Source organism: Paenibacillus sp. UASWS1643 (genome assembly GCF_008693195.1).
Classification (GTDB): Bacteria; Bacillota; Bacilli; order Paenibacillales; family Paenibacillaceae; genus Paenibacillus; species Paenibacillus amylolyticus_B.
In genome coordinates, this window is the sequence record NZ_VXKZ01000113.1 from 286309 (window position 1) to 306295 (window position 19987).

Sequence of the window (19987 nt, forward strand, 5' to 3'; positions counted from 1 at the left end):
AATTCGTTCTTTGTTGTCAATAATAAACTTTTAAAGGAAAATAAGATTGATTTTAACATGAGTTTATGTCGGCGTGGTTTTGTTACATCGAATAATAGGTACAACAAACGCGGCAAGCTCTGGATCGAATGAAAGCAAGAGCATGACTGTTCCTGTTATCTGCATTGAACGCAGAAGCGTTGACGAGGAGGGTTAAAAAAATTGATCGAATCATTATTGAAGTAACCATGGAACACGTAGTGAAAGACTTAATGGTTTGAATTGAGAAGGTCGGACAGTAATTCTCGGGATCTTCGTCAGTGCTGTGAACAGCCACAATGTGATGTAACCCGTCTCCGTTTTTCCTATAAATGATATTGAATCTCATTATCAACTGAATTGTAATGGAGATGAAATCATTATACAAGCATTTTATTTGGAAAAAATTATCACTCTATCTCGACCCCTATCACTTCAGAAAACAACAATAAATAGAGAAAAATTAGTTATATATATAATATATATCGATACATTCCAATTTCCGCATAAACCATATATGTAATTTCTTTCTTACCTGCTAAATATACAAATCTCTCTTCTTACTTTTACTTCATCTAATATATGTTCTAATATATGTTCTTTTTGCTGGTGAATCATTATTCATTCATATGCGTTTGACTGATGAATTTACTGTAAAACAATTCCTGTAATTTCTTGTCGCACTATGTTAGATTATCCATTGGAATAAAATCACATCTATAGATAGGGGATATTAACACGTGAAGAAATCATGGGTACTATCAATCATTATGAGTTTTGTCTTGCTTGGCGGGGTATTCGCACCTGCGGGGTCCTACGCCTCAGCTGCGGATGACTCAACCACTACATATTCGGAAGACGAATACTATCAAGAAGTTGACACGTCCGAACAAGAACCGATCCCTACAGTCGAAGAAGAAGATTTCCTCAACTACCTGGATCAGTTGGATACCGCGTCGGTATATGAGGAGAAAGCCTTTAATGCTTTGGGAGGTGGATTTTACATTACATCATCCAATCGCAAGTCCGTTTACCTGAAACTGACCAACACAGCAGTTCCTAACTACACCAAATATGTATCCAAGCTGAAACTGATTAAACCGCAAAATGCGGAATTGCAAAAAATCCATGCCAACCTGATCAAAGGTAGCTATACACAGCTGGAAGGATTCCAGCTCGCTAAAAAAGCGGTCTCCAAAAAAACGGTAAACAGTGCTCTCCTGAAACAATCCAATGCCAAAATTGCTGCTGGCAAGAAAAATATCGAGAAGTTTCACAAAGAATTCTCTGCATACGCCAATAAACTTGGATTTGATTTATAAAAAACAGTAATTGCAGATATGCATCCTACATTTCGAATAAAACAATTTGAAATTTAAGGAAGAAAAGTGTTTTCTTTTGCTGAGTTAATTCGTATAATAACACTATAATCAAAAGGCTATGCTGCCGAAAGGTACAACCTCGTGAACAATTGAGGTTGTGCCTTTTTTTGCGTTCATGGCCGCATTGATCTGAAATTCATCATCTAACTAGGAGTGATTCACATGATTCTTGAAGCCATTTATCATCGCCCCAAACTCAATTGGTCCTACGCTTATGATCGCTCGACCATGCATTTGCGACTTCGTTCCAAACGTGATGATCTGGATGCGGTGATTGCCATTACCGGGGACAAATATGCCTGGGATCGAACGATTACACACATCCCCATGCGCATCTTTGCCCGGGATGAAATGTTCGATTATTGGGAAGCCGAGACTTCACCTCCCTATCGCAGATTACGGTATGGCTTCCAATTGATTCAGGGAGAGGAATCGGTCTGGATGACGGAGCGCGGATTCGAGCAGGCGCTGCCTGATCATCCACTGGAGTTTTTTGATTTTCCATTTATGAATCCGGTCGACATTTTTGAACCGCCTGCCTGGGTTAAAGACGCCGTATTTTATCAGATCTTCCCTGAACGTTATGCCAATGGTGATCCATCAATCAGTCCCAACAATGCTGAACCCTGGGGAGGGGAACCCACACCGGTGAATTTCTTCGGCGGGGACCTGCAAGGTGTGCTTGATCATCTGGATCATATAAGTCAGCTCGGCATCAATGCCATCTATTTCTGTCCGCTGTTCGAGGCCACCACGAATCATAAATATAATACAGGCGATTATATGAAGGTTGATCCTCATTTTGGAACCAATGAACAGTTCAAGACCTTTGTGGGTGCATGTCATGAACGCGGCATACGTGTTGTTCTGGATGCGGTATTCAATCATTCCGGCAGAGAGTTCCCTCCTTTTATTGATGTCATGAAGAATGGAGCTGCTTCCCCCTATGCAGACTGGTTCTATATCAAAGACTGGCCGCCGCGTGTGGAAGATGGCATTCCAACTTATGATACCTTTGCCTTTGAACCGCTTATGCCAAAGCTGAATACGGAACACCCTGAAGTGAAGGCATACCTGCTGGAGGTAGGACGTTTCTGGATCGAGGAGATGGACATTGACGGATGGAGGCTCGATGTAGCCAACGAAGTGGATCATCAGTTCTGGCGCGAATTCCGTCAGACGGTAAAAGCCATCAAACCTGATGCTTATCTGCTCGGTGAGATCTGGCATGATTCGCTCATGTGGCTTCAGGGAGACCAATTCGATGCCGTGATGAATTATCCGTTTACCAATTCGGTATTGGACTACACCGTGAACGGAAAGCTCGATGGACTCGGATTTGCCAATGAGATCGGCAAACTGCTTGCAGCCTATTCACAAACGGTTACTGAAGCTGCCTTCAATCTGCTCGGAAGTCATGATACACCCAGACTGCTGACCTTATGTGATGGAGACGAGCGCAAGATGAAACTTGCCGTTACGTTGCTGCTTACGTATCCAGGTGTGCCATGTATTTATTATGGAGACGAAGTGGGGCTTGACGGGGGATATGATCCAGGTTGCCGCAAGTGTATGGAATGGGATGAGGCCAAGCAGAACCGTGAACTTCTGGAATTCTTCACCCATACGATCGCCCTTCGCAAACAGCACCCTGCACTGCGCAGCACGGAACTGAAGATTGTATATGCAAAAGCCGGAGACCCTTGTCTTGCCATTGAACGATCGGATTCGCATACAGGTGAGCGCATGCTTCTTGTGCTGAATGCGGGAGATGAGCCGTGTACTCTTGAACTCCCTTTGGCAGATCGTAACGTTTGGCGGAATCTGTACACATCAAATGCCGTGGAATCCCGGCAAAATAAACTGACCCTCGATCTGGAAGCATACGGCTTCTCCTTACTGCAAATGGAGGTCAAACAACCTGCGGAAGCCTGATATAAATACAGCTAACAAGGGAATATAACTCCAAAAAGGCTGTCTCCTAGGTCATATTGTCGACCAGAGACAGCCTCTCCTACATTTTATACGTCGTATTCTAACGATCCCACCACACGTTATTCGCTTCGTTATAAGCGGACTCAATGGCTAACGAATCAGAGAATCGTTATTTCGTTTAGGATATCGACATCATCGGTTTACGGATTTTTTTCATTCTCGAACTTACGAGTTCTCCCTGTGTAATTACGATTTTCTGCGGAATCTTGTATGAAGGCAGCTTGTCCCGACAATATTCCCAGATGGACCGCCGCAGATCGGTAAGAGTACATTCTGTAGCCAGCCGGATAGTCACTTTCACTCTCTGACCCGTGATACCACTGGGTTCTCCCGAAACTACCGCCGCTTCAATACATTCCATCTCTTCCAGAACACCCTCAACCTCAGCAGGATATACCTTCCGTCCCCCTATGTTAATAATCTCCGAACGGCGGCCCAAAATTCGAATGTACCCCTGCTCCAATACGGCTTCATCTCCGGTACGCAGCCATCCATCCTCCGTAAAGGGTGATGGTGCATTCAGATATCCGATCATCGCTGTTGCTGTACGAATCTGCAATTCTCCTTCCACCACCCGGTACTTGACCTCTTCATCTTGAATAGAGAACAGCAGAGAACCTGGTTCTTTGGAGCGGGTTGGCAGAATACCAAGTTCAGACATGCCATAGGCCTGTATCGTTCTGATCTGTGGAAATCTCCGGTTCCAGGCTGCCAGTACGGACTCAGGCATCACTTCCGATCCGTATGATACAACCTCGAGACTGGACAAGTCATACCCTTCATCGTTTCTGCCCAACAGCAACAGATTCATGAATGTTGGGGAGACGGGCAGCGCCTGCACACGAAACTTCTCAATCGTCCGGCACACTTCTTCGGGAGATCGATCCGCAATGATACACAGACATCCCCCACTGGACAGGGATTGCAGCATTGTATTCACACCACCGATATGATCAAACATCATGAATGGAATCGTTCGCAAGGGCCGAACCTGCCGCCGAAAACGATGTAACAGCCGATCTGCACGATGCACAGTCGCTTTACTCACCCCGGTTGAACCGGATGAAAAGAGTACCAGTCCTCCTACACCCTCCTGTGCCAGCGTAGATAACAACACAGGAACCTCTCCAGAAGTTTCACACGTTTGCCGAATGCACAACTTGCCTTCTTCAATGCCCAACCGCCATTTCACCTGTGCCAGTTCGATGTATTCCTGTCGTTTGGCTTCAACAAGGTACCGATCCATGGGGAGCACGATACACCCTTGTCCGAGCAAAGCAACCAATGCCGCCGCTGCATATGGGGAATAGTCATTCTCCAGTGTTACAAGTTGCCCAGTCAGCCCTTCTGCTATAATCCACTCACACATGATGCCAACCTGTTCCAGCAGCCACTGATAGCTGTACTCCTGATCCTTCCAGATCAGTGCAGGATACTGTCCCTGTTCCGCGAATCGTTCAAGCAAGAATTGGTTCAACATTTTGCTTCCTCCTCACCAGCAGGCGAATATTGTTGTGCGAGATAATCAACAAGTGAGCCTACCGTCTGATAGGGACTTTCCGGCATGGAAGCAGCAGCTATCTCCGCCAGAGCAGCTCCCATTCCCGTACCCCATCGATCTTCGATTCCCTGCTCCACCACAGCAAGCAACGACACGAGCTCCAGCGAATCCAGTTGTCCATTTCGTCCGTATAGCGGAGCGTTACCACCCTCACCAAGCGGAATCGATGTATTATGGTATGCATTTAACTCCCGGCAACTGTCCAGCACGATACGAAGCAAAGCCTCCCTGTGTTCTTGTTCAATCATTGGCACGGTCTGACGTTGAAAGCCATCTGCCTGAGGCATGGACTGTCGAAGCGACTCATACCAGTGCCATTCATCCGTGACCAACATTTTAATAACACCTGTCAGCTGTACTTTCCAGTGCTCGCGGTTCTTCATCCGGCTGACCTGCAGCATATTGTATGCCTTCTCCCACCGTACAATGATGTCGCTGAATTTTCTTGCATATTGATCAAGTGGTGAACCTAGCCATAAGGCAGACTCCTGAAGAAGATCTCGAAGAAAATACCGGCTCCATCGCATATCGAAGAGCAGACCCGAAATTAACATTTCATTGGCTTGATCCCCTTCTTTCGTCCCATGCAACGTATCCAGGAGCTGCAGAGACACCGCATGCCCAAAATAATAATTCCGCTCTCCTTGTGTAATCGTCCGGCCTGTCAGAAATTCATCAATCTGCGTTATTAAAGCCTGGGTCAACATGTCTCGGTACCCGGCAGAGTCAAGCTTCACAGTTGCCCGAATGTCCATGGTGCCAAACGTTCGGAGTTCTTCTTTGCGCTTCGCCTGAGCAAGCTCGGGTATGCATTGGTTCCCTTTCCAGAAATCATGAAAGGCTCTTTGAGCAACCTTCCCCTTGTACTTGGAGGGTACGGGATCATAGACGTGCACATGCTCATCTTCCAGACCATACACGGCAATCCAATGATCTACCAGATGCAGTCGGGAGCCTTGTTTCACGTGTTTGCGAATGTATTCGGGATTCTGATAATCCTCACAATAAGGCAGATGATAACTGGTTCCTGTAGCCAAAAAAAGTCCACCATCGTTGATATGCTGCCTGATCTGCGCCTTGCCTTCCTCGAAGCTGTCCAGCTCCCGCTGACCATACATCTCCCAGATCGGCTCTACATAATCCAGTTTGTGAAAATAAGGCTTCACCAGTCCGTTATCCCCGCACGATGGAAGGCTGTACAACCGGCTTGCCGCCAGCAGTGCAAGACTTGTGATGGACCCTTGTCGATGGAGCACTTCATGAATCAGAGGGAAATTGCAGGGATAATAATAGGGAATGTCCAGCACTGGAGCGAATGAAGGAATGATCACTTTTGGCCTCCTGTTCCCGTTTTGGCGGACGTACTGCCCCAGGATTGGATTAGATAATGCACAGACATATCATCTGTCGCTCGAAATACCCGATTGGAAACAGGTTTGCCATCCACATCGGTCTCGAAACGACGGAAACCGCGAGTAAACCGGAAGGAGAATCCACTATCACGCGGAACTCGGTAACAACCTTCATATCGACCTATACCGGAACGGACAAGTTTCATGCCCATCCCACCATATATCGTTTCCTCCGGCCCTTCCTCTGAGGCTACCTCTGCATGAATGCAGACCTCCACATGAGTGGACAATTCAGGAACCACAGTATAGATGCATGTAGCAGACAGTTCCCCCATAGTCAGCGTAATGGATGCACTTCCAATACCAACAGGCACCAGTTCTCCACTCGAACGAACCTGGATTACATCCGGGTCACTTGAAGAATAATTCCCATGCAGCAGACTCTGAACCCATCCACTCTCATAGTGCATTTGTGCATTGATACACACGCTCATTCCACCCTGTAGTCCGATGACATCCCTGCCAAGCAGTTTGAGCGAGGTGGGTTTACCAACGTGGCCGAACATGTATAGTAACGGGAGATGAACGCGTGCTCCCCAGTCACCTTCCTGATGACAAGCACCCTGCTGTTCCAGAAATGCCAAGTCCTCATCCGATCTGACTCCGCGTTCAAGTAATTGATGAGCTACCCTTCTGACCTGGGAAGGCAGAAACAGACCTTCCGTGTCTCCAATATCCATCCAGATCCGAACGTCGGGTACCTCTTCTGGCAAGCGATACATGTTTTCTTCCAACAGCCCGCTTTCCGATGTTTCGTCCAGCTGCACATCCACATAGAATGGCGACATCATGATCAGTTTTCCGAAAACATCCGGATTTCGCATCCCCATGTGCAATGTACAAAGTGCCGCTGCAGATGAACCCAATAACCCGGTATTCTTCTTGTCCGGCAACGTCCGGTACCGATGGTCAATGATCGGCTTGAGTTCATGAATGATAAAATGCTCATAGGCGATGCCTGAGCACCCCACACTCACGGCCTCTCTCTCCGGAGCGATGAAGTGATAGAATTCGTTGTGCGTGACTGGACGGACATGCGTAATGCCGACAATAATCAGTGATTCAATCTGCCCGGAAGAAATAAGACCGTCTGCTGCCTGATCCATATTCCATGTTTCATTGCCTGGCCCAGATGGACCAAAAGCCCGCTGCCCTGCATGAACATACAGAACCGGATAATGCCGAGCTGTCTGCTCATGGTAACCGGGCGGGAGATACACATAAATGTTGCGGATATTGCCCAGCCGTGACGCCTGAATGCCTTCCAAACATTCGATGACAGAATGGGTACTCAACGATCATCAACCGCCTCTCTTCTCCCGATTCGACTGCATAATACAAATAACCCCGCCTCAGAAGAGACGGGGTTGTCCCAAAACACACGTACGTGTCCCGGGATACATAGCCCTTATATTGTGAATCTGCGAATAGTTTAATGCGCAGACGTACTTTTGTAAACATAAAAATAGAAAATAAATGCTTCCAAAAAAGTTATTGACATAAGATCCAATATTTCTTACGATAACGTTGTGATCATAACTCGAGGGCCATGCTTTTAAACCAGAGCGGTTTAGGACAACCCCGGTAACTCCCGAAGGAGATGCCGGGGTTGTTGGCGTGTCAAAAGGAGGGAAGTCTTCAATCCACTGCGTATCATTCCGTTGTATTGAAAGCGCTATTATTCAAGAGCCAGGTTAGTTGTTTATTTAAACTACTACATTCACGAGAAGGGTGGATTACTATGTTTCAAATGGCCAAACGCGTACTCCTCAGCACAACACTGACACTCAGTTTACTTGCAGGAGGCGCACTTCCCTATCTACCTGCTTCCGCGATCTATGCCGATGCGGATACCGCAGTTACCAACAAGCAGAACTTTAGTACAGACGTCATCTATCAGATCTTTACGGACCGCTTCCTGGACGGCAATCCTTCCAACAACCCCACCGGAGCTGCCTACGATGCTACATGTAGCAACCTGAAGTTGTATTGCGGAGGCGACTGGCAGGGTCTGATCAACAAAATCAACGATAACTATTTCAGCGATCTGGGCGTTACGGCATTGTGGATATCCCAGCCGGTTGAGAATATCTTCGCCACGATCAACTATGGCGGCGTAATCAACACAGCTTATCATGGCTACTGGGCACGTGATTTCAAAAAGACCAATCCGTATTTCGGAACGATGGCTGACTTTCAAAATCTGATTACAACCGCTCATGCCAAAGGCATCAAGATCGTAATTGACTTTGCACCGAACCATACGTCTCCTGCCATGGAAACCGATACGTCCTTTGCTGAGAATGGCAAGTTGTACGATAATGGTAATCTTGTTGGCGGATACACAAATGATACAAATGGATATTTCCATCACAACGGCGGCTCCGATTTTTCCTCCCTGGAGAATGGTATCTACAAAAACCTCTATGACCTGGCTGATCTGAATCACAATAACAGCACCATCGACCAATATTTCAAAGATGCAATCAAGCTCTGGCTTGATATGGGCGTGGACGGTATTCGTGTTGATGCGGTGAAACATATGCCTCTCGGCTGGCAAAAGAGCTGGATGTCCTCCATCTATGCACATAAACCTGTATTCACCTTCGGTGAATGGTTCTTGGGATCTGCTGCATCCGATGCGGATAACACGGAATTTGCCAATGAATCCGGGATGAGCCTGCTTGATTTCCGCTTTAACTCTGCCGTACGTAACGTCTTCCGGGATAACACATCCAATATGTATGCCCTCGATTCGATGATTACAGGCACAGCGGCAGATTACAATCAAGTGAATGATCAAGTTACGTTCATTGATAACCATGATATGGATCGCTTCAAAACAAGTGCCGTGAATAACCGTCGTCTGGAACAGGCGCTGGCCTTCACGCTGACTTCACGCGGCGTACCTGCCATCTATTATGGTACCGAACAGTATCTGACAGGTAACGGGGACCCTGACAATCGGGCCAAAATGCCTTCTTTCTCCAAAACAACAACGGCCTTCAACGTAATCAGCAAGCTGGCCCCTCTTCGCAAATCCAATCCGGCCATTGCCTACGGCTCCACGCAGCAACGCTGGATCAATAATGATGTGTACATCTATGAGCGCAAATTCGGTAAAAGTGTAGCTGTTGTTGCGGTGAACCGTAATCTCTCCACACCAGCGAGCATTGCGAATCTAAGCACTTCACTGCCAACAGGCAACTACACCGATGTACTGGGCGGCGCACTGAACGGTAATAACATCACTTCCACCAATGGTACCATCTCTTCATTCACTCTGGCAGCCGGAGCAACCGCGGTCTGGCAGTATACAACAAGTGAAACAACACCAACGATCGGACATGTAGGTCCGGTGATGGGTAAACCGGGTAATGTTGTTACCATTAGCGGACGTGGATTTGGCTCCACCAAAGGGACCGTATACTTCGGTACAACAGCCGTTACTGGTGCAGCCATTACATCCTGGGAAGATACACAGATCAAAGTGACGATCCCAGCTGTTGCCGCAGGCAATTATGCTGTGAAAGTAGCTGCGAATGGCGTCAACAGCAATGCGTATAACAACTTCACCATCCTTACGGGTGATCAGGTCACTGTACGATTCGTCATTAACAATGCTTCCACCACACTGGGTCAGAACATCTATCTGACAGGTAATGTGGCAGAACTCGGCAACTGGAGTACGGGCACCACCGCTATTGGACCTGCTTTCAATCAAGTTATCCATGCCTACCCAACTTGGTACTATGATGTGAGCGTGCCCGCTGGAAAACAACTGGAGTTCAAATTCTTCAAGAAAAATGGAGCAACCATTACGTGGGAAGGTGGTTCCAACCACACGTTCACCACACCAACCAGCGGAACAGCGACTGTAAATGTAAACTGGCAATAGAATATTCTGTCCACAAGCTAACCCGGAGTAGTTACGCTAACGCAGCGTGTGCTCCGGGTTTTGTTCTGTTTTGTTTTGCTTAGCCAGAATGCTTAGGTTCTTCATAAGCTGCTAAGATTACCTCTATCTCACTCTCTGCTGATGTGTACATGTGGTTCAATCCATATCATTGATAATCCTAATACGTTTTATTGATAGGTTCGGATCGACTTCAAGGTTGTAGCGGCCAGAATACCTGTCGCCAGCAGCAGTATGCCCACGCCTTGCAGCACAGAAGCTGCCCCCCACTGATCTGCCAATACGGAGACAACAGTCAATCCCAGAATAGGCGCTGTACTGGTGATTGTTCCAACGACACCATAGACCCTTCCTTGCAGCTCGTCTGGAACGGCTGTCCTCAGCATAATCTGGGTGAGCATCGTACAGCAGGCGAACATCGCACCTCCGCCCACGATTAACGGCAACGCCATGATTGGTGAGGATACATTCGCCAAAAAAATATAGAGTGGGCCTAGTACAATCAGACCGATAAATACCCATCTCCCTCTTCGTTTCAATCGTTTTCCCGAAGCAATCAGCAGTGCAGAGCCCATCATATATCCAAGTGGAATACAGGTTTCAATTAACCCAAATTGTACCGGATTCGCCTCCCACACCTTGACTGCCATCACTTGAACCAGCATCATGGCTGACATGAAAAACAAGATTAGCACCGGATTGAGTAATACGATGGATCGAATTAGACGATTCCGATAGATATAGCCAAACGAACTGCGCCATTCCTGAACAAACGTGGTCTGCTGACTAACGGATCGCTGTACCTCAGGAAAGCGGCCCGCCATCAGCACACAGACTGCGGACAACAGAAAGGTTGCCCCTGTAATTAATATGGCGACGAATCCTCCAAATGCAGACACAGCAATTCCCGCCGCGGCCAGACCGCTGATTCGGGCAAGATTATCCACCATATGAATGGTTCCGGTTGCTTGTTGAATATGCTCCCTGCCTACCATACTTGCTACAGAGGCGTGGAATGCAGGTGCCTGAAACAGACTTGAAAACATGGAGAGTGAGAGCAACAGAAGTACCACTGGGAACGGCGCATGCCAACCAAATAAGCTAATCGCAATCAGCACAGCCATTAAGCCGCGGAATACATCCGAGGCCAGCATCAACTTCCTCCGATCCAATCGGTCTGCAACCGTACCCGCTACCGATCCAAATAAAAAACTGACGGCCATATTGCAGATCTGTACGGCCGCCATGCTCTTCGCACTCCCTGTGGTCTGTAACACCCACAGACTGATCGCAATCCCATTGAAGCAATCTCCAAAGACCGAGATGCCGTAGCCGTACAATATCCTGCGGAAGGTGACATTATGCCGTAGTGTTTGCGGAGTTTTGATATTATTCAATGCAGCTTGTCCATCCTGGTACCCCACAATCTCCGGCTCGCTGGACGAGTTCATACCCATGAATCACGTTCCTCCCTAATCATCATTCGAGCTCATACGGAACCAGGCACTTCCGCAGTACTGTCAGTCAACAAAGACATGACATTACGGAAGTGCCTGGTTGGGATGTGCCGCAGCTATCGCGGCTAACTATGTTGTTATGGCACAGGGACTAACCTTTGGAAGCTCCTGCCGTCAGCCCTTGAACAAGGAATCGCTGGAGGAACACAAACAGCAGGGTAATTGGAATGGCAATCAGAACCGCACCCGCAGCAAACATCGTAAAGTTACTGTCCTGATACCGGTTGACCAGATCCCACATACCCACCGCCAGCGTCCAGTTTTCCTTCGTCCGCAGCACCAGCCGGGCGAAGATAAAGTCCATCCACGCACCAGTAAAACTGGTTAGTGCCACATAGGTCAGCATTGGCTTGGATAAGGGCAGGATGATGCTGGTAAATACACGCAGATGACTTGCACCATCCATGCGGGCAGCTTCGTCCAGACTGCGGGGAATCGTATCAAAGAAACCTTTGACGATAAATCCACCCAGTACTGCTCCGGATGAATAGACCAGAATGAGCGCAGCGTGGGTGTCGAGCAATTTAACTTGCAGCAAAATAATATAGATCGCAATCATGCTCATAAAGCTTGGGAACATGCCAAGGATCAGCATGGTGGAGAGAATCGTTTTACGTCCACGGAAGCGGAAGCGGGACAGTGCGTACATCCCGAGTGTCACCATCAACGTGGAGAAGATCATTGTGAAAAAGGCAATTTTCAGTGTATTCATATACCATCTTCCGTACATAAAGGACGGATTATTAAATAACTCGCCGTAATGAGTCAGCGTGAATGCTTCGGGCCACAACCGTTCACTGAACAATGCCGCACCCGGTCTCAGGGAAGAGAGAAAGATCCAGAGTACCGGGTAGATGGAGACAATAGCGATAATCACCAATAACACATAACTCAGGGCCAGACGCAGCGGATTATTACGTGTCTTCATTGAATCATGTCCTCCTCCTTGAATGATTTGGAGCGGCGGAAGTTCCAGATGGAGAATGAAGCGATGATGAGGAAGATAATAATCCCTACCGCTGAAGCCATATTGAACTTGTTATTATCGAGAGTGAGCTTGTAGAGCCAGGTTACCAACAGGTCCGTCGCCCCCGCGTACTGATAATCTCCGCGTAGCGGATTTCCGTTCGTCAGCAGGAAGATGACATTGAAGTTGTTGAAGTTTCCAGCGAACTGCATGATGAGTACCGGAGTTGTAGCAAAAAGAATGAACGGCATCGTAATAATTCGGAATTTCTGAAATGCGGATGCTCCATCCACTTCCGCAGCCTCGTAGAGATCACGAGGGATGGCTGTCAATACACCCAGAATCAGTACCATACTGACGGGAATACCAATCCACATGTTGACAACAATGACGGTGACTTTGGCCCAGAACGGATCTGTCAGCCAGGGCAACCCCTCCAGCCCAAACGCACGCATGTACGTATTGATTGGTCCAAACTGGCCATTAAACAGATTACGCATGAGCAGCAAAGAAATGATCTGCGGGATCGCATAAGGCAGGATAAAAATCGTACGCCATAGCTTCTTGAAGCGTATGCCCCGCTGTTCAATCAACAGTGCCACAAGCACACCGCCAAAATAGGTGGTGACTGTTGCCAGAATCGCCCAGATAACCGTCCAGGTCAGCACACCGTAGAATGTCTGACTCCAGGATTTCAACTGAATCAGATCACTGAATGTCTTGAAGCCCACCCAGTCCACGAGTTTGGCTGGCGGAATGTGGTCCGGCGCTGAGTAGTTGGTAAATGCAATGGTGATCGTAAACAGAATCGGCATAACGGTGAAGAAAAGAATGCCCAGTGCCGGGATGGACAGAAACAGGTAGGGAAAGTTTTTGTCCATCATGTTCCGAAGCGAAGCCGCTGCGCCCAGAGTCTTCTTCCCTTCCTCCCTTGCGAGTCCCGTGACATACGCATCCCGGATATTCAAGATGTAGATCAGGATAAACACAAAAAACACAAGCAATACGATAATGCCATCCAACAGTAAAAAGATGGAATGGTCTCCCCTTTGAAGTACGGTGGACCCATTCACTTTGACAAAACGCTGTGTATTCTCCCCCAGTGTCCATATGCCCCATACGGCCTGTGACAGGCGAGGAAGCAGGTACGCAAGCCCTGCCCCCTCCAGTAACAGTAGACAAATTCCCTTAATCCATTGTCGATTGTACAGCTGTCCAAGACCTTGCAGTATGATGGAACATATAGCCGCTGTCATCCGGTGTTGCCTTTCCCTGTTCGGTCCAACGGGCACCGGGACATGCTGCTGTTGCATTTGCTCTCTCCTCCCCGCCTCTTGCTAACCTGTATACATTGAACAAAAGTGTACTTACACTGACCACTCCGATGACAGAACAAGCTTCCGATCGCTGTTATCCCCAGATTTTTTTCGATCCCTTTTCCAAAGGGGAAAATCCGGTGATAAAGGCGAGCGTATGCTTCCGAAGTAGCTTTCTTTCAGAAAGCTTGTAGTTTCACTTCTTCAGCTTCCTTCTGCCCTCTCCGTTTTTGTGTAAATATTAAGTTCAATCTATACAATTCTTATGCATATCTTCGCATTCGTCGTTCGTCCCTATTGGACGGTAGCAAGGCTTTCCTGAATCTGTTTCACGGCATTGTCCAGCGATGCCTTCACGTCCTTATCGGTATCCCATATATCCGTAATGGCAGACGTGATCGGTCCCCATACGCTGTCCATGGCAGGAAGGGAAGGCATTGGTGTAGAGTTGTTGAACTGTTCCAAGAACGCCTTATTGATTGGGTCCTCCTGCACCTTCGAATCAGCAGCCACGTTTTTGTTCGCAGGGAGTGTACCGTTTAGATCAAAGTTCTCCATCTGAGCCTCTTCATTGGAAAGGAACGCTGCCAAAAGCTTCGACGCATTTGGGTATTGTGTAAATGCATTTACATAATAGGCTTTAACACCTGAGAAGGAGGTCATCGGTTTGCCATCAATTGCCGGAAGCGGAGCAACGCCAAAATCAATACCGGCATTGCGATAATCGGCAATGGTCCACGGACCGTTAATATCCATAGCCAGCTTGCCGCTGGAGAATAATCCTTTTTTGATATCATAGTTCACGTCACCCATCTTGAGCGGCAGTACTTCCGACTTCAGCTTCTGCAAGAACTGTCCACCCTTCTGGGCTCCTTCGTTATTCAGACCGAGATCCGCGCTATCCATCCCGTTGTCCCCAAAAATATAACCGCCCTGTGAAGCCAGGAATGCATAGTTATAGTAAAATTGCTGCAACTCCCACATCAGCGCATATTGATTGGATTTCACGTTATTGAACGTCTTGGCGAAGCTGATAATCTCCTCGAAATTTTTCGGAGCTTCTGGATACAATGCTTTGTTGTAAAAGAGAGCATAGGTCTCCACGCTGTACGGATAGCCGTACAGAATATCCTTGAACGTTACCGCCTTCAGTGCGTTGTCGCTGGTGTTCTCTACGGTCTCTGCTTCGAATATGTCATTGGGCAGAATAAGTCCCGCCTCTGAAGCGCTACCAATCTTATCATGTGGGAAAACGACGACATCTGCCGCGAGACCCGCCGGGCCATCCGTCGTTAGTTTGGTTACCTGATCGGTTGGAGGTAATTCCTCCATTTTGACCGTTACCCCATATTTCTCTTCGAATTTCTTGGCTCTTTGCTCAATAAAACTGCTTTGATTTTTGTCCTCCCAGATCACCAGGGTAGCCCCTTCTTCCGGTTGAAGGTTCTCGGCTGTCAGCTCTACCACTTCCTCCGGGTTCTCACCTGCCGTAGTTGGAGATGGACTTCCGCCTCCAGCCCCGCACGCAGCCAGTGTAAAAGCCATCATGACGGACAATGTTGCCCCTTGCCATTTTCTCATGTAAAATGTCCCCTTCCCTCTGCTTGGTCCAACAATGTTCGCGCTTTTCACCCTTTTGTCTGCGTATGTTGTCAGGTTTTGTATTCCATGTTCACCTTTGTACAAACGTTTGCTCAAATGGAAAACAAGATGACTCCTCCGTTCAATATGTAGGGGGAAACTAGTCAAGAAGTATATAAATCCACAGATGTAAGCGCTACAATAACAATCACATCATACAATACTGCACTTTCTTTGCACAAACGTTTGCACAAGCCATATTTGCTCAATTTCAACCAATTTACCTCTTCTACCTACAGTAATTTCCTGTTTCCTTGTTCAGACTCTTTCTTCCTTTATTTTACTTCCTGTGCATCTCATACTTGGCAGTTAGCAATTGATTTATCGTATCCTTTGGATTACCATAGGAGAATATTTATACGATTGTTCAGAAGGGATTTTTTACATGATTACGATCAAGGATATTGCCAAATTGGCGGGTGTTTCCCCTTCTACAGTGTCACGGGTGATTTCCAACCATCCCAGAATCAGCACCAAGACGTCTCTCAAAGTGAAGCAAATCATGAAAGAATTAAACTACCATCCCAACATCATGGCGAAGAGCCTGGTTTCCAAAACGACACATACCCTTGGCATTATGCTTCCACGTCCTGCTGAAGAGTTGTTTCAAAATTACTTTTTCGGGGAACTGCTGCGGGGTATTATCACACATGCCACCCGTATGAATTATGAATTGCTGCTAACCACTGAAACTTCATCAGACAATGAACTGCACGCGATCTCCCGTCTTGTTCATGGTCGCAGAGTGGATGGCATTCTGTTGCTTGGGTCCAAACGAGACGATCCCATTATTTCATTTTTGGAAGCGGAAAAGTTTCCTTTTGTGTTAATCGGTCGTAGTGAAGCTCATCCCAATGCCCCCATGGTGGATAACGATAATGTACAGACTGCTTATGATGCAACACATCATCTGATCGCTCAAGGGCATACGCGAATCGGATTTGTCAGCGGCCCACCGGACATTACGTTATCGCATGATCGCATGTTAGGATACCAAAAGGCGCTTGCCAAATCCGGGCTGGATGCCGATAGTGACTGGATTGTGGAAGGCGAATTTCTACAGGAAAGTGGCTTCAGGGCGATGTCGCTGTTCATGTCCTTGCCGAACAGACCCACCGCAATCGTTGTCATTGATGACAATGTGGCCTTTGGGGTACTGAGAGCTCTTGCCGAGCTTCATTATCTGGTGCCTGAGGATATCAGCGTGGTCAGTTTTAACAATATTGCTCTATCGGAGCTGGCTTCACCACCATTAAGTTCTATAGACATTGGAACCTATCAGCTGGGCTATACAGCCGTTCAGGTCTTGTTGAAAATTCTAAGCGGGGAACCACAGCCTCATAATCCGGTCATTATTCCCCATCGTCTAATCGTGCGCGAATCCTCACTCTTTTCCAAACCAAAGCCACCCTCAAATTGATCCATTTCGAGCATCCGTGTAGTAGTGCAAACGTTTGTCCTAATACGGGATATGACACTGTGGTCCACCGTTTTCGGAGTAGCACAAAAAAGAAGCCGCATATGGTTATGCGGCTTCCTGACTGTTCGCACTATTTCAGTGCTCCATGCTCGACTGCGCTTGAACGGATTAATAAGAGCTCCAGCCTGCATCAGCTGTAACAACGGTTCCGTTCACGAAGCTGGACTCGTCCGACCCAAGGAACAAGGCCACCTTAGCGATCTCTTCGCTCGTCCCAATGCGTGGGTTGATTGCCATGCCCAGCTGTTGCCGCCCTGCACCGTATGGGCTAATACCAGCCATGGATGCGCTGATGTTGGTTGCCACGGCACCTGGAGCGATCGCATTACAACGAATGCCTTGCTCAGCATACATATACCCTGTATTTTTGGTGAAGCCCACGACCGCATGTTTGGAAGCCGTGTAGGCTGCTCCTGCACGTCCGCCGTGCAATCCACCTGCCGAAGCAATGTTCACGATGACGCCTTTTTGTTTTTCCAGGAAGATCGGCAATACTTTCCGTGTTGTCCGCATCACACTGGTTGTGTTCACAGCGAACAATCTCTCCCACTTCTCATCCGTTATATCCGCTGCAGGCTCCATACCATCCATAATGCCCGCATTGTTAATCAGAATATCTACTGTACCGTATGTGCTCACCGTTGTATCAATCAGATTCTGCACATCTTCTTCTTTGGCTACATTGGCCAGAACCACAATCGCTTCGCCGCCCTGTGCTTTAATATCATGAACTACCGCCTGTGCGGATTCCTCGTTAATATCCGATACAACTACTTTTGCACCCTCTTGGGCGTACAACGTAGCGATCGCTTTCCCCATACCTGAACCAGCACCTGTAACAACTGCCACTTTATCTTGAAGTTTCATTACATGTATCCTCCTTTGTGTATTCGTTTACAATAAGTTAACAAACAAATGTTCATTAACTCTTATCCTTAGTATAATAAGTCATAGCGTTTCACTTCAATCAGTAAAAGCTTGTCCAGTTGTACGTTAAACAACACTACTAAGCCCAAATGTTCTTTAACTATTAAAGTGAACTAGTGAGGAGGAAAACAGATGTCTGAAACTCCGAATTCGATGGACCGAAGAATCAAGAAATCAAAAGCTGCGCTGAAGGATGCTCTCATCCATTTGATGCAAATACATCCCTTTAAGGAAATATCGATTACGGATATTGTCCAGCGCGCCGACCTGAATCGAGGTACTTTCTACCGACATTATCAGTACAAGGAAGACCTGTTCAACGAGATTATCGATGATGTGATTCAGGATCTGGTGACTTCTTTTCGCAAACCCTATCAAGGGTTGAAAGAGTTCGAGGTTGGTCTGATGCCCTCTTCGGCCATCACCATATTTGAACATGTGCACCAGCATGCACAATTCTACACACTGGTTGTGAAATCGGAGGCCTCCTCCAATTTTCAGCGTATGATCTGCGATGTTCTTCGGGATCTTTCCTTACAGGATCTGAACCACATCTTCCCGCAGCACATTAACCCTGAACTGCTGGCAAGTTACCAGTCTCATGCGATATTTGGCATGATCATGGAGTGGATCAGACAGGATTTCAAGCATAGCCCCGCCTACATGGCTGAGGAATTGTTCAAGATCATTCATTACAGGCCTGACAATGTCGTATTGAAAGGCTGAATGGTTCCATCGGATATGGGTAAACATAGTAGATAACCTATTAAACTATTTACACATGTATATCCATCTCGTAGTAGGAGGAATGATCATGACATCTTTCAAATATCGACTTGAGCAAAAAGAACCCCGTATAGGTCCCGGCGGCATAACACGCGGTGCTTCTGTTCGGGATTTCCCCGCTTCCATTGGCATTGCGGGTGTATCCATGCGCCTCGAACCAGGCGGTATGCGTGAATTACACTGGCATGCCAATGCAGCAGAGTGGGCTTATGTTATTAGCGGTTCCTGTCGCACAACGGTCATCCATCCAGATGGACATGCCTACACCGATACATTCGAACCGGGTGATGTTTGGTATTTCCCACGCGGGTACGGTCACTCCATTCAGGGCTTAGGCCCGGAGGAATGTCATTTCATTCTGATTTTTGATAATGGTGATTTCTCGGAAGATCACACGTTCAGCATCACGGATTTCCTGACGCAGACACCGAATAACATCGTTGCCCAGAACCTAGGCATAACCGAAGAACAGGCAGCGAAGCTGAACCAGGGCGAAGCCTATTTTGCCAAAGGGCCTGCACCGAATGACACTTCCTCTTCAGGAACATATCGCCGCAATTCCGAGCTGACTACGACACATCGTTATCCTTTGGCTGCCAAGCAACCCCGACGTGCTCCCGGAGGCGGAACACAGCGGACGGTGACGGTAGAAGATTTCCCGATCTCCACCACAATGGCCGGATCAGTGATTGAGCTGCAACCCGGTGCATTGCGGGAAATGCATTGGCATCCCAATGCTGACGAATGGCAATATTATATTAGCGGTCGTGCCGAGATGACTGTATTTCTTGCGGAGGGACATGCGGTAACTGAACATTTCGAGGCAGGCGATGTGGGATATGCTCCTATGGGTGCGGGTCATTATATCAAGAATACGGGAGATAAAGTCTGCAAAGTGTTAATCGGGTTCAACAGCGGGCATTACGAGGCGATTGATCTGAGTGAATGGATCGCGGGTAATCCGGCTGATCTATTGTCCACGAATCTGGGCATGACAAAAGAGGAAGCTGAACATCTTCCCGATGATACTCTATTTATTGCCCCGGATACCGATCTACGTTAGGTCTGG

Annotated in this window: 14 protein-coding genes; 6 read left to right on the plus strand and 8 right to left on the minus strand. The window is 47.5% G+C overall.

Annotated elements, in window-relative coordinates:
- Positions 1–758 precede the first annotated feature (758 nt).
- Positions 759–1340 carry a hypothetical protein gene (locus tag FE296_RS21555; RefSeq protein WP_150366259.1) on the plus strand — a complete coding sequence of 194 codons (582 nt, stop codon included), beginning with the start codon at positions 759–761 and terminating at the stop codon, positions 1338–1340.
- A gap of 222 nt (positions 1341–1562) precedes the next feature.
- Positions 1563–3335: an alpha-glycosidase gene (locus FE296_RS21560; protein ID WP_150366260.1), complete on the plus strand. Its 1773-nt coding sequence runs from the start codon at positions 1563–1565 to the stop codon at positions 3333–3335.
- Between the two features lie 178 nt (positions 3336–3513).
- Here FE296_RS21560 and FE296_RS21565 read toward each other — a convergent pair whose 3' ends face one another.
- From FE296_RS21565 to FE296_RS21575, 3 genes are read right to left on the minus strand one after another with little or no spacing between them, the layout of a single operon-like run.
- Entirely contained in the window at positions 3514–4875 is a 1362-nt protein-coding gene (locus FE296_RS21565) for an ANL family adenylate-forming protein (protein ID WP_150366261.1), read from the minus strand.
- Positions 4869–6287 (minus strand): cysteine peptidase family C39 domain-containing protein, encoded by a 1419-nt coding sequence (locus FE296_RS21570; protein ID WP_150366262.1) that lies wholly within the window; start codon positions 6285–6287, stop codon positions 4869–4871. Before FE296_RS21570 ends, FE296_RS21565 begins: the two co-directional genes overlap by 7 nt.
- Entirely contained in the window at positions 6284–7663 is a 1380-nt protein-coding gene (locus tag FE296_RS21575; protein ID WP_150366263.1) for an alpha/beta hydrolase-fold protein, read from the minus strand. Before FE296_RS21575 ends, FE296_RS21570 begins: the two co-directional genes overlap by 4 nt.
- A gap of 446 nt (positions 7664–8109) precedes the next feature.
- Here FE296_RS21575 and FE296_RS21580 point away from each other — a divergent pair, with 446 nt between their 5' ends.
- Positions 8110–10266 (plus strand): alpha-amylase family glycosyl hydrolase, encoded by a 2157-nt coding sequence (locus FE296_RS21580; RefSeq protein ID WP_150366264.1) that lies wholly within the window; start codon positions 8110–8112, stop codon positions 10264–10266.
- A gap of 188 nt (positions 10267–10454) precedes the next feature.
- Here the strand turns inward: FE296_RS21580 and FE296_RS21585 are convergent, their stop codons facing one another.
- The 4 genes from FE296_RS21585 to FE296_RS21600 all read right to left on the minus strand — a co-directional run bounded on the left by FE296_RS21585 (position 10455) and on the right by FE296_RS21600 (position 15665).
- Positions 10455–11741 (minus strand): MFS transporter, encoded by a 1287-nt coding sequence (locus FE296_RS21585; RefSeq protein ID WP_124117306.1) that lies wholly within the window; start codon positions 11739–11741, stop codon positions 10455–10457.
- A 151-nt stretch (positions 11742–11892) separates the two neighbouring features.
- Positions 11893–12729 (minus strand): sugar ABC transporter permease, encoded by an 837-nt coding sequence (locus FE296_RS21590; protein WP_091015889.1) that lies wholly within the window; start codon positions 12727–12729, stop codon positions 11893–11895.
- Entirely contained in the window at positions 12726–14081 is a 1356-nt protein-coding gene (locus FE296_RS21595) for a sugar ABC transporter permease (protein WP_105601002.1), read from the minus strand. The genes FE296_RS21590 and FE296_RS21595 overlap by 4 nt, the downstream gene beginning before the upstream one ends.
- Before the next feature lie 297 nt (positions 14082–14378).
- A complete protein-coding gene (locus FE296_RS21600; RefSeq protein ID WP_150366265.1) occupies positions 14379–15665 on the minus strand; it encodes a sugar ABC transporter substrate-binding protein in 1287 nt (428 codons plus the stop codon).
- Positions 15666–16110: 445 nt separating this feature from the next.
- Between FE296_RS21600 and FE296_RS21605 the strand changes: the two genes are divergently transcribed.
- Positions 16111–17145, plus strand: a complete 1035-nt coding sequence (locus tag FE296_RS21605; protein ID WP_124117308.1) for a LacI family DNA-binding transcriptional regulator — start codon at positions 16111–16113, stop codon at positions 17143–17145.
- 168 nt (positions 17146–17313) lie between these two features.
- On the opposite strand, the gene FE296_RS21610 is transcribed toward FE296_RS21605, so the two are convergent.
- Positions 17314–18072, minus strand: a complete 759-nt coding sequence (locus FE296_RS21610) for an SDR family oxidoreductase (protein ID WP_124117309.1) — start codon at positions 18070–18072, stop codon at positions 17314–17316.
- Positions 18073–18264: 192 nt separating this feature from the next.
- Between FE296_RS21610 and FE296_RS21615 the strand changes: the two genes are divergently transcribed.
- Both FE296_RS21615 and FE296_RS21620 read left to right on the plus strand, forming a co-directional pair.
- Positions 18265–18858 carry a TetR/AcrR family transcriptional regulator gene (locus FE296_RS21615; RefSeq protein WP_150366266.1) on the plus strand — a complete coding sequence of 198 codons (594 nt, stop codon included), beginning with the start codon at positions 18265–18267 and terminating at the stop codon, positions 18856–18858.
- Positions 18859–18946: 88 nt separating this feature from the next.
- A complete protein-coding gene (locus FE296_RS21620) occupies positions 18947–19981 on the plus strand; it encodes a cupin domain-containing protein (protein ID WP_150366267.1) in 1035 nt (344 codons plus the stop codon).
- The last annotated feature ends 6 nt before the right edge of the window (positions 19982–19987 follow it).

Bases quoted from the DNA above. Each gene is read 5' to 3' on its own strand.
- FE296_RS21595 (WP_105601002.1), bottom strand. From the start codon at position 14,081: ATGCAACAGCAGCATGTCCCGGTGCCCGTTGGACCGAACAGGGAAAGG.
- FE296_RS21590 (WP_091015889.1), bottom strand. From the start codon at position 12,729: ATGAAGACACGTAATAATCCGCTGCGTCTGGCCCTGAGTTATGTGTTA.
- FE296_RS21580 (WP_150366264.1), top strand. From the start codon at position 8,110: ATGTTTCAAATGGCCAAACGCGTACTCCTCAGCACAACACTGACACTC.
- FE296_RS21565 (WP_150366261.1), bottom strand. From the start codon at position 4,875: ATGTTGAACCAATTCTTGCTTGAACGATTCGCGGAACAGGGACAGTAT.
- FE296_RS21600 (WP_150366265.1), bottom strand. From the start codon at position 15,665: ATGAGAAAATGGCAAGGGGCAACATTGTCCGTCATGATGGCTTTTACA.
- FE296_RS21610 (WP_124117309.1), bottom strand. From the start codon at position 18,072: ATGAAACTTCAAGATAAAGTGGCAGTTGTTACAGGTGCTGGTTCAGGT.
- FE296_RS21560 (WP_150366260.1), top strand. From the start codon at position 1,563: ATGATTCTTGAAGCCATTTATCATCGCCCCAAACTCAATTGGTCCTAC.
- FE296_RS21620 (WP_150366267.1), top strand. From the start codon at position 18,947: ATGACATCTTTCAAATATCGACTTGAGCAAAAAGAACCCCGTATAGGT.
- FE296_RS21585 (WP_124117306.1), bottom strand. From the start codon at position 11,741: ATGGGTATGAACTCGTCCAGCGAGCCGGAGATTGTGGGGTACCAGGAT.
- FE296_RS21615 (WP_150366266.1), top strand. From the start codon at position 18,265: ATGTCTGAAACTCCGAATTCGATGGACCGAAGAATCAAGAAATCAAAA.
- FE296_RS21605 (WP_124117308.1), top strand. From the start codon at position 16,111: ATGATTACGATCAAGGATATTGCCAAATTGGCGGGTGTTTCCCCTTCT.